Source organism: Inquilinus sp. 2KB_23 (genome assembly GCF_052115705.1).
Lineage (GTDB): Bacteria > Pseudomonadota > Alphaproteobacteria > DSM-16000 > Inquilinaceae > Inquilinus > Inquilinus ginsengisoli_A.
This window is the reverse complement of sequence record NZ_JBFRHF010000002.1, coordinates 24,225-39,373: the sequence shown is the minus strand read 5'-3', so window position 1 is coordinate 39,373 and position 15,149 is coordinate 24,225. Positions and strand designations below refer to the sequence as shown.

12 protein-coding genes and 1 pseudogene are annotated in these 15,149 nt (G+C 67.2%); 7 read left to right on the top strand and 6 right to left on the bottom strand.

Annotation, left to right across the window (positions count from 1 at the left end):
* Positions 1–102 precede the first annotated feature (102 nt).
* Complete coding sequence (locus AB4112_RS02450) at positions 103–1,209, top strand: PA0069 family radical SAM protein (protein WP_309796695.1); 1,107 nt, start codon at positions 103–105, stop codon at positions 1,207–1,209.
* Between the two features lie 812 nt (positions 1,210–2,021).
* On the opposite strand, the gene AB4112_RS02445 is transcribed toward AB4112_RS02450, so the two are convergent.
* On the bottom strand, positions 2,022–2,984 hold the full coding sequence (locus AB4112_RS02445) for a phosphotransferase family protein (RefSeq protein WP_441716956.1): 963 nt from the start codon (positions 2,982–2,984) through the stop codon (positions 2,022–2,024).
* Between the two features lie 574 nt (positions 2,985–3,558).
* Positions 3,559–4,530, bottom strand: a complete 972-nt coding sequence (locus AB4112_RS02440; protein WP_441716955.1) for an MBL fold metallo-hydrolase — start codon at positions 4,528–4,530, stop codon at positions 3,559–3,561.
* Between the two features lie 407 nt (positions 4,531–4,937).
* Here AB4112_RS02440 and AB4112_RS02435 point away from each other — a divergent pair, with 407 nt between their 5' ends.
* The 3 genes and pseudogenes from AB4112_RS02435 to AB4112_RS02425 all read left to right on the top strand — a co-directional run.
* Positions 4,938–5,321 carry a DUF302 domain-containing protein gene (locus AB4112_RS02435; RefSeq protein WP_441716954.1) on the top strand — a complete coding sequence of 128 codons (384 nt, stop codon included), beginning with the start codon at positions 4,938–4,940 and terminating at the stop codon, positions 5,319–5,321.
* Positions 5,322–5,363: 42 nt separating this feature from the next.
* Positions 5,364–6,632, top strand: a complete 1,269-nt coding sequence (gene soxC, locus AB4112_RS02430; RefSeq protein WP_441716952.1) for a sulfite dehydrogenase — start codon at positions 5,364–5,366, stop codon at positions 6,630–6,632.
* A 142-nt stretch (positions 6,633–6,774) separates the two neighbouring features.
* Positions 6,775–7,158, top strand: a pseudogene (locus tag AB4112_RS02425) (c-type cytochrome); the annotation flags it as partial.
* Here AB4112_RS02425 and AB4112_RS02420 read toward each other — a convergent pair.
* From AB4112_RS02420 to AB4112_RS02405, 4 genes are all read right to left on the bottom strand, one after another.
* Positions 7,150–8,163 (bottom strand): AraC family transcriptional regulator, encoded by a 1,014-nt coding sequence (locus tag AB4112_RS02420; RefSeq protein ID WP_309796705.1) that lies wholly within the window; start codon positions 8,161–8,163, stop codon positions 7,150–7,152. The pseudogene AB4112_RS02425 and the gene AB4112_RS02420 overlap by 9 nt on opposite strands.
* Positions 8,164–8,165: 2 nt before the next feature.
* Positions 8,166–8,966 (bottom strand): thiosulfate dehydrogenase, encoded by an 801-nt coding sequence (gene tetH, locus AB4112_RS02415; RefSeq protein WP_441716950.1) that lies wholly within the window; start codon positions 8,964–8,966, stop codon positions 8,166–8,168.
* A 149-nt stretch (positions 8,967–9,115) separates the two neighbouring features.
* Positions 9,116–10,750 carry a serine hydrolase gene (locus tag AB4112_RS02410; protein WP_441716948.1) on the bottom strand — a complete coding sequence of 545 codons (1,635 nt, stop codon included), beginning with the start codon at positions 10,748–10,750 and terminating at the stop codon, positions 9,116–9,118.
* A gap of 240 nt (positions 10,751–10,990) precedes the next feature.
* Entirely contained in the window at positions 10,991–11,608 is a 618-nt protein-coding gene (locus AB4112_RS02405; RefSeq protein ID WP_309796711.1) for an isochorismatase family protein, read from the bottom strand.
* Between the two features lie 175 nt (positions 11,609–11,783).
* Here AB4112_RS02405 and AB4112_RS02400 point away from each other — a divergent pair, with 175 nt between their 5' ends.
* From AB4112_RS02400 to AB4112_RS02390, 3 genes are all read left to right on the top strand, one after another.
* Positions 11,784–12,695 carry a LysR substrate-binding domain-containing protein gene (locus tag AB4112_RS02400; protein ID WP_309796713.1) on the top strand — a complete coding sequence of 304 codons (912 nt, stop codon included), beginning with the start codon at positions 11,784–11,786 and terminating at the stop codon, positions 12,693–12,695.
* 108 nt (positions 12,696–12,803) lie between these two features.
* Positions 12,804–13,682 (top strand): pirin family protein, encoded by an 879-nt coding sequence (locus AB4112_RS02395; RefSeq protein ID WP_309796716.1) that lies wholly within the window; start codon positions 12,804–12,806, stop codon positions 13,680–13,682.
* Positions 13,683–13,766: 84 nt separating this feature from the next.
* Positions 13,767–14,756, top strand: a complete 990-nt coding sequence (locus AB4112_RS02390; RefSeq protein ID WP_441716945.1) for an alpha/beta hydrolase — start codon at positions 13,767–13,769, stop codon at positions 14,754–14,756.
* Positions 14,757–15,149: the final 393 nt, after the last annotated feature.

Here is a 15,149-nt window from a genome sequence, read left to right as displayed (position 1 = left end):
CGTCAGTCACGGCCGAGCATGAATAAGCAGTATGCTGCACGTCCGCACCGTCAAGCGTTCGCTGGAACGCCGGGGCGATCCACGGGTTGGCCGGAGCTGTCGATGACGGATAGCAGGAAGCGAGCAGGTGGCGCGGCCGGGAACGACCGGGTACTCGCGCGGGGCCGGTCGTCCCGCTCGAACGCGTCAGGCCGTTTCGAGCCGGTGCAGGCAGAAAAATTCGATGACGGCTGGGGCGAGCACGAGGTCGAAGAGAGTCGCGCAGAAACGACGCTGACGGCCGACCGAGCGAAGACCATCCTGTCACGCAACGACAGTCCCGATATCGGCTTCGATCGCTCCGTCAATCCGTTTCGAGGGTGTGAGCACGGGTGCATCTACTGTTTTGCCCGGCCGACGCACGCGTATCTGGGACTTTCCCCGGGCCTCGACTTCGAGACCAAGCTTTTTTTCAAGCCCGACGCGGCCGCTCTCCTGCGCGAGGAGCTGTCGAAGCCGAGCTATGTTGCGGAGCGTGTGCAGCTCGGCGCAAACACTGACTGCTACCAGCCGATCGAAAAGCGCCTTCAGATCACGCGCGAAGTCATCAAGGTTCTGGCGGAGTTCCAGCACCCGCTCGGAATTACAACGAAGAACCATCTGGTCACGCGGGATATCGACCTACTCGCTCCGATGGCGGAGAAAAAGCTCGCCATCGTGGTGATCTCGATCACGACACTCGATCGCGCGCTCGCCCGCGCCATGGAGCCGCGGGCTTCCACGCCCGGTCGCCGCCTGGAGGCGATCCGCGCGCTTAACCGCGCCGGAATTCCTACGATCGTCAACGTGTCGCCCATTATTCCCGGACTGACCGACCACGAAATCGAGGCGATCCTGGACCAAGCGGCCGAGGCCGGAGCGCGATACGCCCATTATTCGATCCTCCGGCTCTCCCACGAACTCAGGGATCTGTTCAAACAGTGGCTGGCCGCGGAACGGCCGGAGCGCGCCAGCCACGTCATGTCCCTGATCCGCCAAACGAGGGGCGGGAAGGAGAACGACACCCGCTTCGGGTTGCGCATGGTCGGAGAAGGTCCGGTCGCGGAGATGTTGATCGCGCGCTTCCGGCTCGCCCGGCGCCGTCTCGGCCTCGACCAGAAGCTCACGCCCCTGCGCGCGGACCTGTTCCAGGTGCCGTCGCAGCCTGGCGACCAGCTCACCCTTCTCTGATCGCGCGAGGGGTCGTGCCGCCGCACCACGAACGCGGGCCTTCTTGAAACGAAGGTCACACCCGGTCGATTGGTGTGGGCGTCGCTGCGGCGGTCCCAGACGGTGCTGTCCACGATCCTCGGCAACAGGTGGTCCTTGCTCGTTCTCGACGAAGCCTGACGAGGCACGACCGGGAGTTGCGGCTTGAACTCTATGGAAGGACGCAGCTCCGCTGCGCCTATCGCGTTGCCAAACGGAAGTCCGTGAACACCGACACCATCGTATAATTTTGCGGCGGTCATGGTTCATTTATTGATTCATTCATTGCCGCGTTTCCTCCCCGCTAACCGGCAAAGTGGCCTAAACCCTCGTCCCCCTGAGGCGGCCACGAACTCAAGGCGCTGCGCCTGCCCGGGCAGCGCCTACGGCCCGGCCACACGAGCTGAAGCCTCGCCTGCGGCCGGGCCGCTCTTTTGGGACTCAGACCACCACCGTTCTGCGGCCGATTTGGGGTGCTCTGGTCCGGCTCGGTCGGCCGAAAGCGCCGGTATTCCGCGGGTTCGGTCAATGTCCGCTGTCGGCGAGACTATTCGATGACCGCATATGGCGCGATAGCGCCGCGCCAAGCCGTCAGGCGCTCGAGGCGATCTGCGTCGTTCTCGGGCTCTTAAAGGCACCATGGGCGGCACAGCGGCCACCAGCCGTTCAGGACCAGGCCCCCGCGATCGACCTGCAACTCGACGCCGTAGCCGTGCAGTAGGGCGGGGCGTGGAGCCGCTGCATGCGCGGTGCCGCGGAGCGGCGTACGCGGTGCCGCGGGCGGGAGCAGCGGTCTAGCGCGCCATGTTGTGAAGATCGCGAAGCAGGCCACCGGGGCCATCATCGGCAGTTGCGTCATGTCCGAGCTTGGTGAGCCAGCACCACATGCTCGCCCGGTGGAAGAGCGTGTGGAGCCACAACGCTCTTTCCGGCTCCGGGTGATCGATCGGGCCGTACCCGTCGAGCAGTGGCTGACGGCTCAGCGCATCTTCATGCGCGCAGCAGAACAGGGCCTTAGCCAAGTCGAACAGGCGATCCGCAGCGCGGGCGTTGCCGAAGTCGATCAGGCCGCTCAGTCGAAGGTTGCCGCCGGGAGGGCTGAGCGCAAGCAAGTTGCCCTGGTGGAAATCATCGTGGCACAGCACCGGGCCCGGGCTTTCTGCGAGCAGATCGGAACTCGCCTCGACGAACTGTTCCAGACGGCGTACGAGATCGGCGTCTCCGCCGAGATTGCGGAACCGTCGGAAGAGGTCCCCGAACGCCTCTGCCATGTATTCCGCGTTGGTAATCCGTGGAGCTTTGATGCCGTCCCCGATGATGTAGCCATAGGCCTTCATAGGGATGGCATGCAGGCGGCGAAGGAGTTCGCCCGCCTGACGATAGACGCTCTCAATGCCGGGGTCGCGGAGATGGTCGCGCAACGGCCGGCCGGGCAACAAAGTCAGCAGCGCGAAGCGAAGCGGCAAGATCGCACGGGACTCGTCCACCCGCAACCAACGCGGAACAATCGGCGTCAAGTTCGCGAGCCAACCCGCCACCCGCGTCTCCTTCGCCGGCTGCCATATGGGTTCGTCCGGATAGATCTTGAGGACCAGCGACCGGGTGTCCGTGCCGGCCAAATCGATGCGGTAGACTTCCGTGCTGCCGCCCGCCAGGCGGCCGAACCCCTGGACCCCCTTTGTTGGATAGAGGCTTTGAACGATCCGCTGCACTGTCTCCAGATCCAGGTCGAAGGTCAGCCTTCGGTTGGGCGCCATCAGAATTCTCCTGATGCGGCTGTGTCTGATGAATCGACGAGGGCTCGCAGCAGCGCCGGCGCCGACCAGGATAGTACGGGAGCGAACCGGGAATCTCTCACTATGGCTCCAGCCTGGGCGACCGCCTGACCGGCGATGACGGTCGCACGGCCTTCGGCGGAGGCGACGGCGCCGACACATTGGTGGATCGGCGGCGGCGATGTCCTCGTCGGTGAGGCCGGCAATGACACTCTCGACGGCAACCGAGGCAACGGCCGGTTCGTCGAGCCGGATTGCGACGGCCGGTTTTGGGGCGCCCAAGTCGCTGTGAACTGGCGGGGAGGGGGCCGGAACCCGCCAATCCGACCGATGTCCGGAAAGGGGCGCCTCAGCTATGGCCGGATGTGGCGCCTCGGGGCCTCCGGGATCAGGTGGCATCCCTTAGGCAAGCGCACCAGACTTTACACACCTCTGGGGCAGGAGGTCGGTTGCTCGCAGGTGGTGCACGACCTCCTGACCGGGATGCAAGCTCCCCGTATCGGACGGGCTCACTGTCATTGGTTTTCGCAGGGAGGAGAGGCCGTAGAGGAGCGGCTCACACGCCCTGGTAGACCAGACGGGTGAAGAAGGCGGGGGAAATCAGGAACTGACCCCACTGCGCATCATGGGCCGCGGTCGGCTTCGCGGCGACGATGTCGTCTACTGGACGACCCTGCCGCTTCAGCGTCGCGACAGTCCCGCGGATATCGGCCAGCATGTCGCGATAGGCGGCGAGCTCGGCCCGGTTGCTCACCGGTTTGCCATGGCCCGGGATGATGATCGTCTTGCTCGTCGCTGCGGCTAAGATGGCCTCCGCCGCCTTGATCGTGCCGTCAATGCTGCCGCCAGTGGAGTAGTCGATGAACGGGTAAATGCCGTTCCAGTAGATGTCGCCGCAATGCAGCACATCGGCCTCGCCGAAGGTCACCGTCAGATCGCCGTCGGTGTGGGCCGGACCGGGATGCAGGAGGGCGATCGTCGCGCCGTTCAGGCTCAACGTCTTCTCCGAGGCTACCAGCTCCGACGGCACGGCCGACAGCGGCGCTGTCGGGAAGTTGTAGTCCCAATCCTCGACCCGCTGGGCCGCCAGCAAGTGCTTGTGCGTGTTCTCATGCGCGATGATGGTCGCCCCGTCCTGGTTCAGCCACTGATTCCCGTCGGTGTGATCGAAGTGCCAATGGGTGTTGATCAGATGCGTGATCGGCTGCCGGCTCAGGCCTTTGACGGCCTCCAGGATTCGTAGGCGCGACACGGTGATGCCGGCGTCGACGAACATGTTGCCGTCCGGGCCGGTCAGGACCGCAATATTGCCGCCCGAGCCTTCGAGGATACTGACGCCACGGCGCAGCGAATGCACCGTGATGCGCCGCTTCGCGGCATCGGCGCGGACCAGATCCACGATGTCGCGCGCCTCGACGAAGGCCTGGGCAGGCGTGAGCCAGCCGCCCAGGGCGGTGGCACCGGCCGCGACGACACAGCAGGTGCAGAAGCCGCGGCGTGACATGACGTAGTGATGCGGCACGGACATGCGAGATCCTTTGGGTGAGGGGACAGCATCGGGATGCGGAACGGACATGGTCGGTCGGGGAGGCCCAATGGGATAATCCCACCAACTCTGCACTTCCGGGGGGCGCCCGTTGATGGCTGGACGGCGCATCGTCATGACCAGGCGGATCAATCCGCTTCCGAGCGAGGCGCCGCAGCTGCTTCCGCGGCGATACCGGAGGGCGTCGTCCGGTATGAGCGCTCGCCCGATCATCACTGTGGATCTTTTTGATGGTCTGTCGGACCGGCAGATTGATCCTGTCGGTCATCGGAAAGCGCTGCCCGGTCATTAACGGGCGGCGTATCAGAGCGCAATCTCGTGGACGCTCAGCAACCGTGCCGGTGGCTGCAGTCGGCCCTTTCCCAGGCCCTCCGTGTCCAGAGGACGCCATGAGACTTGAGAGCGCCTATTCCCATCCCGAGACCCTCCAGCGGCTGCAAGCGGCGCTGGAGGGCAAGGGGTTCCGCATCTTCTCGGAGATCGATCACCGCGCGGCCGCCCTGTCGGTCGGGCTCGACATGCCGGCGACGACCGTCCTCCTCTACGGCAATCCGAAGGGCGGCACCCCGCTCATGCTCGCAGCGCCGGATATCGCCCTGGAGCTTCCCCTGCGGGTGCTGGTGCGCGAGGGGGAGGGCGGGACGGTCTTCGTGACCTACAACCCCTCGGCCACACTCGAAGGCCGGCATGAGTTGCCCGCGGGGATGGCCGACAGGCTGGCCTCGGCCGAAGCGGTGATCGCCGGCGCCGTAGCATCGCCGGCCGCGGGCTGAGCCGTCCTCGCCGTCACCGGCTTTCCGAAACAGGATGAGACAATGACGAACGATCAAGAGGCGGCGGGGCCGTCGCCCGATTCGGTATCGCGTCGAGGCTTCCTTGTTGCATCGGCGGGCGCGGCCGGCGCGGTCGCAGCCGGACAGGCGGCCTTGGCCGACACGCTTGTGGATGTGCCGGCACGGGAGCCGGGCGACGTCCTGGGCGCTTACAGCGAACGCTCGGAGTACGTCCACATCGCGCGCATTCCCGAGGCCGGGCCAGGGGTCCGCAATGTCGATCCGGTCGATGCGATCAATTCGAAAGCGCCGCTCGACCAGTTCGTCGGCACGATCACGCCCTCGGACCTGCACTATGTGCGCAGCCATGCCGGCACGCCGAACATCGATCCGGCCAAGCACCGCGTGCTGGTGCACGGCATGGTGGCCAAGCCGCTGGTGCTGACCATGGCCGACCTCCGGGCCATGCCGTCGATCTCCCGCTTGGCCTTCCTCGAATGCACCGGCAACGGGTGGGAAAACTGGAAGACCGCGCCGGACGACGTCACCGTGCAGAACACGCACGGCTTGGTCAGCACGCATGAATGGACGGGCGTGCCGCTGTCCTTCCTGCTCGACCTCGTCGGCGTCGATCGCGCGTCCAGATGGATGCTGGCGGAGGGGGACGACGGGGCGGCCGTGGCCCGCAGCATCCCGCTGACCGACGAGGTGATCGGCGAGGCGATGCTGGCCTACGGCCAGAACGGCGAGCCGCTGCGGCCCGCCCATGGCTTCCCGCTGCGGCTGTTCATCCCCGGCTTCGAGGGCAATCTCAGCATCAAATGGCTGCGCCGCCTCAAATTCGGGGACCAGCCGTTCATGACGCGGTGGGAGACGGCCCGCTACACCCAGCTTCTGACGAACGGCAAGGCGCGCCAGTTTCAGCTGCGGCAGGAGGTGAACTCCGTCATCACCTCGCCGTCCGGAATGATGCAGATCAGCCCCGGCTACAACCGCGTCACCGGGCTGGCCTGGAGCGGCTACGGCAAGATCGACTGGGTGGAGGTCAGCGCCGACGGCGCGAAGACCTGGAACCGGGCCCGGCTGAACGAGCCAGTGCTGTCGAAGGCCCAGACCCGCTTCGACTTGGACTGGGTGTGGGATGGAAAGCCCACCAAGATCGTCAGCCGCTCCGCCGACGAGAAGGGCAACGTCCAGCCCGACCGCAAGTCGTTCATCGCGGCCATGGGCGAGAATGCCCTGTTCCACTACAGCGCCCAGCAGACCTGGAGCATCGATGCGGCGGGGAAGGTGCGCAATGTTCTCGATTAGCAAGACGGTGCTGGCGTGCCTGGCGGTCTGCGTGCTCGGCTCGGCCGCGAATGCCTATGAGTTCGGCCGCCCGGCGGCGCCGGACGAGATCAACGCCTGGGACATCGACGTGCGGCCGGACGGGGCCGGGCTGCCCGACGGCAGCGGCACGGTGGCCCGCGGCAAGACGGTCTATGACGAGAACTGCGCGGCCTGCCATGGCGACGCGGGCCAGGGCGGCTACAAGGACCGGCTGGTCGGCGGGCAGGGCACACTGGCGACCAGCCAGCCGGTGAAGACCGTGGGCAGCTACTGGCCCTACGCCACGTCGCTGTTCGACTATGTGCGCCGCGCGATGCCGTATCCGGCTCCGGGATCCCTGAGCGATGACGATACCTATGCGGTGGTCGCGTATCTCCTGAACCTCAATCGGATCGTGCCCGCCGATGTGACGCTGGACAAATCCAGCCTGCCGAAGATCAGGATGCCCAACCGGGACGGCTTCATCCCCGAGCCCGAATTCCGGGCGATCACCAACTCAAGATAATCGCGCATCGTCCCGGATCCGCCGCTCGGCCGAGGCCGCCTCGCCGGCGCGGCGGATCTCACCCGGGCGGACGCCGTGCCGCCGGTGCATCGCCCGGCTCAGCGCGCTTTCGGACTGGTAGCCGACCTCGGTGGCGACCTGCCCCAAAGAGGAGCCGCGCAGTAGTTGGCGCCGGGCCAGGCTGAGCCGCAGATCGGTGAGAAAGGCGAGCGGCGGGCAGTTCACCGCGGCGCGGAACGCCCGGACCAAGGTGGCGCGGGAGGTCGCGGCCCGCGCGGCCAGGTCCGTCAGCGTCCAAGGTCGGGCTGGCTCGCGCAGCATCGCCAGAACGGCCCGTGCCGTGGGGCGGCTCCCGAGCAGGCGCAGCAGGCCGCCGGATGCGCTGCTGGCCGCCAGATAGGCGCGCAGCATCATCACGAGCAGGGCGCTGGCGAGATTGGTCGTGATCGCGGCCGCTCCGGGTCGGTCTGCGTCCAGCTCGTCTCGAATGCGCTCCAGCAGGGGTCTTGTCTCCAGCGCGTCGGGCCATTCCGGGCCGCGCAGCAGGATCAACTGGGGCAGGGCGGCGATCACCAGGCTTTCGGTCGCGGATTCGAATTGGAGCCGGCCGCAGATCACCTGGGTGTCGGGCTCAGCATCCAGGGTGATCTTGCGACGGATGGAGTTGCGATAGGCCTTGGCGACCACGCCGGCCTGGGCGCCGGTCGCGCCCGGAAGGGCACGCAGCACATGCGGATCGCCATGCGGCAGCAGCACCACGTCGCCGGCCTCGAGCCGCAGGGGCGTCTGGCCGACCACCTCGAGCTCGCATTCCCCGCACGTCAGCATGTGGAAATAAGCCCAGCCATGACGGTCGGCCGGATGTGGTGACGCCCAGTGGCCGCCGAAGTCGCAGAGTTCGTCGAGGAAGGGGCGGACCTGCAGGAGCTGCGCCAGGCAGCTCAGCGGATCGTCGGGTGTTTCCGACGGCGCGGACGTGCCCCGAACCGCCTGGCGCTGCGCCATGGTCAGGCGGCTTTGGCGTAGGTGAAGCCCGCGCGCTGCAGCTCGACCATGAAGGCGACCACGCTGGGAACCAGGATGACGCCGGGGATCAGGCCGTTGGTCAGGTCGGCCGCGATGACGTCGGCGGGCGTGGCCGCGAAGTCCGGAATGCCGTGGAGCCTGCGAGCGACGGCATGGATGGAATCGTGGCACGCGATGAACACCGCGCCGCGGCGCTGCAGCGAGAGGATGTTGTTGTTGGCCGGCCCGTAGAAGCCTTCCAGGTCCTGCAGGTCATCCTCGGCTGAGACGCCGGGCTTTTCGAGGATGAAGCTGTTCGCGGCAGGCTTGCCGTCGGTCAGGCCGGCCAGCTTGTACCTGTCCCAGGTCGGCTGGTCGAACAGCGCCAGATGGGCGGTGCCATGGACCGCGGCAACGGGGAGGAACTCCGGATTGCCATGGGCGAAGACCTGACCGTTCATCGCTTCACGGATCAGGTTGAGCCATGGTGTCGACAGCTCGGTCACCTCCCACATCTGGCGCGACCGGTATCGGTAGGTGAGGACATCGCCGGCGGCCTCCTGGTCCCAGCTGTCGGGTGACGTCAGCATGAAGGGCACCGTCCGGAAACCACGCCGGCGCGGTACCGCGGTCAGCCTGACGGCGAGCTCGCTGAGCTCGCCCATCGTCAGGGTGGGGGCCGGAAGCTGCTGAGCCCCGGCCGCGATCGGCCGGGTGGCGCCCGCCACGGCAACGAAGGCAGTGGCCTGGCCCATCAGGCGGAGGGCGGTTCGGCGGCCTGTCGGCGAAACGATGCTGTTCATGAGATCTGTCCTCGGGAGGGAAGTCCGGCACCGGAGGCCGGCGGCATCCATGCCGCCGCATCTGGCATTCGATGCTGTGCGTGAGGTCCGCGGCGACGCCGGCGCCGGCCTGGCGGCGACCGGCATCGCCCGGGCATCAAAGGGGAACGTCAGTGGGCGTAGACGTTGGCCGACACGCGGACGAGCTTCTCGACATAGCCGGCGACGGCTTGGAGGGTCTTCTCATCCGTCAGGCCGTAGTCCGCGGCGAGTCTGTCGAAGCTGGGATAGCCGATCCAGACGCGGCTCAACTGGTCCTGCCACACGAGCACGCGCAGCGGCAGGTCGAGACCGGCGCCCTGGTTGTCCTGCATGATCCTGGTGCCGACCTTCGGATTGCCGAACACGATCACTTGGGTCGGGCGCAGCTCCAGATCGGCGTCCTTGGCGTTGGCGCCGTGGTCGAAGGTGGCGAAGACTGGAACTTTGTCGGCGGCAAGCTGCGCCTTGATCCGTGCGACCGTCTCGTCGGCACCGAACTTGCTCTCCTGGGCGACCACCATCTGCGGGTCGACATCTGGGCCGAGGCCGGCCTTGTAGGCCTCCGCGATCTCCCGGGCCAGGCCGGTCATGTCGACGCCTTCCTTGTTGGTCAGCAGCGTCACGCAGACCAGTTCCTCGGCGGCCGTGAACCGGCTCATATAGGAGCTGAAGCCCGGCGAGTTGCCCTTGATCTCCATGAAGCCGGGATGATGGGTGAACTCCCACCCCGCCATCGCCGGCACGACCTTGCCGTTGGCCAGGGTGGCCGGCTTGTAGATCAGGTCGCGATTGGCCTTGTCCTTGACCAGGACGCTGCCTGCCAGGGCGATGTCCCACTTGCTGATGTCCTCGGCGGAGGACCAGATGCCGCCGAAGGCGTAGAGGCTGGCGGAGGCGTCGGTTCCGACCGGGGTCATCCGGCCGTCGGCCTCCCGGTAGCCCGTCGCCGGCTCGACCGGGTCGATGTACTCGACCTGCGACGTGAACTTGACGTGCTGGTTGACGCCGGGCTGCGGCGCCGGGCGGTCGAGGAAGCTCTTGGTCGGCAGGTCGCCGGCGAACATGGTGCTGGTCAGGCCCAGCGGCTCGATCTGATACCTGGTCACATAGTCGTGATAGGACATGCCGCTGGCCTTCTCGACGGCCAGGCCCAGCAGGATGAAGTTGGTCGCGCTCAGCCGGGCGTCCGTCCCGGTCTCGAACAGCAGCTTCCTGTCCCGGACGAGGTTCAGCAGATCGGCCGGCTGGTACGGCTTGGCGGCGTCGAAGCCGTTGTCCCGGAAGTCCGGAATCCCCGACGAATGCTGCAGCAGCTGCAGGATGGTCACCTTGCCCCACTCGGCCGGCAGGTCGGCAACGTAGTTCGAGATGGGGTCATGAATGTCGAGCTTGTGCTGCTCCTGCAGCTGGAACACGGCGACCGCGGTGAAGGCCTGGGTGATGGGTCCGACATTCCACATCGTTTTGGTGGAGGCGAGCTCGTCATTATCCAGGTTGATGCGACCATAGCCGGCTGAGCGCGGAATATACGGCGCCTGCACGATCGCCATCGTGATGCCGGGCAGGCGGTTCTTGGCGACGAAGTCGGCGATCATCTTGTCGATGGTCTCGCCATGGCTCTGCAGCACGGCGCTGCCTCGCGTGATCGGGTAGCGGGCGGTCGCGTCGGGCTGCGCGGCGAGCGCGACCGGTACGCTGGAGATGGTCGCGAGCAGAGTCGCCGCCAGAAGGTGACGTTTCCTGAACAGGCTTGCGTACTCCAAGGAACGAGGGGGCTGGTGCGAGTGGATGTCGGATGGCGCTCTGCGGTCGGCCGATGCAGATTTAATCCGATCCTTGATGGGACGGGATGCCCCCTGGGCTCATTGAAATGACCGATCGGATCAAACCGATCGTGTCGCGACGAGCGCCGGATCCGCCTGCCCCGCTTCGGCAGCGACCTCGATCGGGACCGGCGATCGGCCCATGCCGGCGAAGCCGGTCCCCGGTCGGCATGCCAGCGGCTACTTGCCGAAAGCGGCGGCGATCTGGCCCACGAGCGTGGCCCAGGGCATGTCGAGCGCGCCGTAGACCGCGGCCGCCTCCGGCCGCCCGTTATCCTTGAGGATCTCGACCATCAGGGTCGCGTAGTCGGACAGGACGACCCCGGCCTGCAGCATGCGCAGCAGGCCCGCTTGCCGCTTGGTCTCGCTGAAGGTGCCGGACGCGTCGACGGCCACATACGCGTCCAGCCCCCGCGCGACGGCGGTCATAGCCGGGAAAGCGGCGCAGACCTCCAGCGAGATGCCGGCGAAGATCAGCTTCCTGCGGCCGGTGGTCTCGATCGCCCGGGCGACGCGGGCGTCGTCATAGGCGTTGACGGTGGAGCGGTCGATGATCTCGACGCCGGGCAGTGCGTCGACGAGCTCGGGGAAGGTCGGTCCCCACATGCTGTCACGCGCCGTCGTGGTGACGACGATCGGAAGGCTGAGCGCCTTCGCCGCCTTGGCCAGGGCGACGACGTTGTGCTTCAGCTCGCCGGTCGAATAATCACGGACGCCGGTCATCAGGCCGATCTGGTGATCAACGAGGATCAGCGCGGCGTTGTCGGCGGTGAGCGGCTCATAGCTGCGAACGGACATGGCATCCTCTGCGAGGCTTCGGTTGTGAAGGTGTGATGAGGCGGGGCTTGGCGCTCCGAGGTGGAAGCGCCCGGGCCAGCCGTCGTGACGACCGGAAGCTAGTTCCTGGCCCAGCGGCCCAGAAGCCGGCAAAATCGGAACCCAGCGTCCGTGTGAATGAACGATAGGGCTGAGCATGCTGGATCTGAACGACTTCTTCTACTTTGTGCAGATCGTCGACCGGGGCGGGTTCACGGCGGCCGGGCGGACGCTGCGGGTGCCTAAATCGACGCTCAGCCAGCGCATCCAGCAGCTCGAGGGCGGCCTCGGCGTCCGGCTGCTGAACCGGACGTCACGGCGCTTCGGAATGACCGATGCGGGCGAAGATTTCTACCGACACGCGGTCGCGATGCTGCGGGAGGCCGAGCAGGCCGAAACGGTGGTCCGTCAGCGACTGACGGAGCCGACCGGGACGGTGCGGTGCACCGCCGGCGTCGCCACCATGCAGTTCGCGATGTCGGACATCATTGCCGACTTCCTGGCCCAGTATCCGAGGGTGAATGTCGTCGCGCATGCGGCGGACCGGACGGTCGATATCATCGGAGAGAATTATGATATTGCCATCCGGGCGCATTCGGATCCGCTGCCGGACTCCAACCTTGTGCAGCGGACGCTCGCCCCGGCCCCCTGGTTCCTCTTCGCGGGAGCGGACTACCTCGCCGCCCACGGCGCGCCGAAGACACCCCAGGAACTGCAAAACCATCCTGCGCTGTTCATGATGAGGACGGGCGTCGCCCCGGTCTGGCGGCTTCGCCACGCGCGGCAGGCGAAGAACGAGATCGTGATGCCGCTGGCTCCTCGGCTGCTGGGCGACGACATGGTCGGCCTGCAGCGGGCGGCGATCAAGGGCCTCGGCGTGGTCGCGCTGCCGGGATATGTGTGCCGGGCGGCGGTGCGGTCGGGCGCGCTGCAGCGAGTGCTGCCCGACTGGCTGGCCGGCGATTCCATCATCACGGCCCTGATTCCCTACAGGCAGGGGCTGCTGCCCTCGGTGCGTGCCTTTCTCGACCATCTGGCGGCAGAGTTCCCGAAGGCCGTCCTGATGTAGATCGTTCGTCCTGGTGGACGATGCGTTTGAAACTGGGCGGCTTCCCGGTCGATACGCCCGGCTTCTAGTTTGGCCTCCGTCACAACCATCGTGCTGGAGCAGCCGGCGATGCAGGCGATCGACAGAGATCTCGAAATTCCGGTCCTCGCCGAAAGGCTTGGGCGCGTAGTCGCGGGGATTCCTCACGCCATCGGGGCGGGATTTACCGCGCATCACTTCTCGGAGGAGATGTTCGGCGGAGAGATGGATCCGCTGCTGATGGTGGATGACTTCACCATGAAGGCGCCGACCTTCGAACCCCACCTCCACGCCGGCATCTCCGCCGTGACAGTGATGTTCGAGGACTCGATCGGCGAGTTCCTGAACCGGGACACGCTCGGCCATAACATCGCGCTGAAGGCGGGCGATCTGTACTGGCTGGCCGCGGCCAGCGGTGCCGCCCATGAGGAGCGGCCCGAGGCCGGGGCGCGGACGCATGCCCTGCAGATCTTCGTCAACCTTCCGGCACGGCTGAAGGCGGAGCCGGCGCGCTCGCTTCTCGTACGGGCGGAGGACGTGCCGGTCGTCGAAGGGCAGGGGCACCGCGTGCGGGTCCTGCTGGGGCGCAGCGGCGGGGTCGCCGGAGCCAGCGGTACGCCGGAGGAAACGACGATGCTCGACGGCGTCCTGGGTGGGGCCGGCCGCTTCTCCCATGGCTTGGCGGACGGGCATCAGGCCTGGATATACGCTGTCTCGGGCCGGCTGGCCGTTCGCTGCGGGGAAGAGGCGCGCCTGCTGGAGGAGGGTAGCGCGACGACCGTCGCGGCCGGGCCTGGGATCGACATCGTCCTGGACTCCGGGGCGCCCGCCCATTTCGTCCTGATCGCGGCGAAGCCGATCCGCGAGGCCTTCGTCAGGCATGGACCGCTGGTGATGTCCACGGCGGCGGATGTCCGGCGGACGCTGGTTCGTTACGCCGAGGGCAGTTTCGGCCGCATCCCGGCCTAGCCCTCCCTTTCTCATCAACATCCCTTGCGCCGCGCGCGCTGACGCACCGCGCGGACGGCAGAGCCTTGCCTTGTGGAGCCGACCATGCCGAAGCTCGACACGATCGTGATGGAGATCTCGATCGCAGAGCGCGAGCGGGAGCGCGCCCTGCGCGACCGGTTCGCCCGCTTCTGGAGCAGCGCGAGCGGCGGGCCGAGAACGGTCTACGACGCCTTCATCGCCGCAAGCCCTGTCGCCGGCGGTGTGTCGCTCGAGCCCGCCCGGGCTGGCGGCATCCGGGGCTGGTGGGTCCGCCCCGCGCAGGCCGAGCCGGGGCAGGCGATCCTGTTCCTGCATGGCGGCGGCTATGGGCTGGGCTCCGCCGAGGCCTATCGCGGCTTCGTCAGCCAGATCGTGAGCCGCTCCGGCATCCCCGCGCTGATCATCGACTATCCGCTGGCGCCGGAGGCGACGCTGCCGGCCGCTCCGGCGTCGGCCCTGGCCGCATTGCGGTGGCTGGCAGGGCGGGGGTTCGGGCGGATCGCCGTCGTCGGGGACTCCGCGGGCGGCGGGCTGGCGCTGGTGACGCTGGCGGAACTGGCCCGGCACGCCGAAGGCGCGACACCGGTGGCCGGGGTTGTCTTCTCCCCCTGGACCGACCTGGCCTTCACCGGGGCGTCGATGACCGACCCGGCCGTGGAGGATCCGCTGATCACCCAAGATTATCTGCAAGGCTGCGCCCGCAACTATCTCGGTGCCGTGGAGGCCACGGACCCGCTCGCTTCGCCGCTGTTCGGCGACCTGCGGGGCCTGCCGCCGCTGCTCATCCAGGTCGGAACCGACGAACGCCTGCTCGACGACTCCCGGCAATACGCTGATCGCGCGGCGCAGGCGGGCGTACCCGTGACCCTCCAGATCTGGCAGGGCATGCATCACGTCTTCCAGCTCGATGTCGCGCATCTCGACAGCAGCCGCGCCGCGCTCGACCGGGCCGCCCGCTTCCTTGCCGACGCGTTCCAGCACCAGCGTGAGGCCGCCCGGGCGCGGCCTTCCCATCAGGACATTGGAGATACGACAAGGCATACGAAACCATGACCGAGACGTCTTGCGACGTCGTCATCGTCGGCGGCGGGTCCGCCGGCGCGGTGCTCGCCAACCGGCTGAGCGAGGATTCGGCCCGGCGGGTCCTGCTGCTTCACGAGCCACGATATAGCCCGTTACGGGCGCTCTCCGGCGCCAAACGCAACGGCTGCTCACGAGCGCCGTGCTCCAGCCCGGCTGGCCGGAAGTGCCGGAGTCCCGCGGGCTCTGTCAATGTCCGCTATCGGGATGCCGCCTCTTTGACCGCATATGGCGCACCCCAGCCAGCCAGGCTGGCCGGGAGGGGCAGCGGATGTGAGGGGGAACAGTAGCCGCGTCCTGATCTCGCCGCCGGCGCCGCAAGCCTCGTGAACGTTTCGGGCTGTGCGGCACACCTGGTGATCGGGA

Coding starts and splice junctions, on each gene's coding strand:
- AB4112_RS02450 (WP_309796695.1), top strand. CDS start 103: ATGACGGATAGCAGGAAGCGAGCAGGTGGCGCGGCCGGGAACGACCGG.
- AB4112_RS02445 (WP_441716956.1), bottom strand. CDS start 2,984: ATGGCGCCCAACCGAAGGCTGACCTTCGACCTGGATCTGGAGACAGTG.
- AB4112_RS02440 (WP_441716955.1), bottom strand. CDS start 4,530: ATGTCCGTGCCGCATCACTACGTCATGTCACGCCGCGGCTTCTGCACC.
- AB4112_RS02435 (WP_441716954.1), top strand. CDS start 4,938: ATGAGACTTGAGAGCGCCTATTCCCATCCCGAGACCCTCCAGCGGCTG.
- soxC (WP_441716952.1), top strand. CDS start 5,364: ATGACGAACGATCAAGAGGCGGCGGGGCCGTCGCCCGATTCGGTATCG.
- AB4112_RS02420 (WP_309796705.1), bottom strand. CDS start 8,163: ATGGCGCAGCGCCAGGCGGTTCGGGGCACGTCCGCGCCGTCGGAAACA.
- tetH (WP_441716950.1), bottom strand. CDS start 8,966: ATGAACAGCATCGTTTCGCCGACAGGCCGCCGAACCGCCCTCCGCCTG.
- AB4112_RS02405 (WP_309796711.1), bottom strand. CDS start 11,608: ATGTCCGTTCGCAGCTATGAGCCGCTCACCGCCGACAACGCCGCGCTG.
- AB4112_RS02400 (WP_309796713.1), top strand. CDS start 11,784: ATGCTGGATCTGAACGACTTCTTCTACTTTGTGCAGATCGTCGACCGG.
- AB4112_RS02395 (WP_309796716.1), top strand. CDS start 12,804: ATGCAGGCGATCGACAGAGATCTCGAAATTCCGGTCCTCGCCGAAAGG.
- AB4112_RS02390 (WP_441716945.1), top strand. CDS start 13,767: ATGCCGAAGCTCGACACGATCGTGATGGAGATCTCGATCGCAGAGCGC.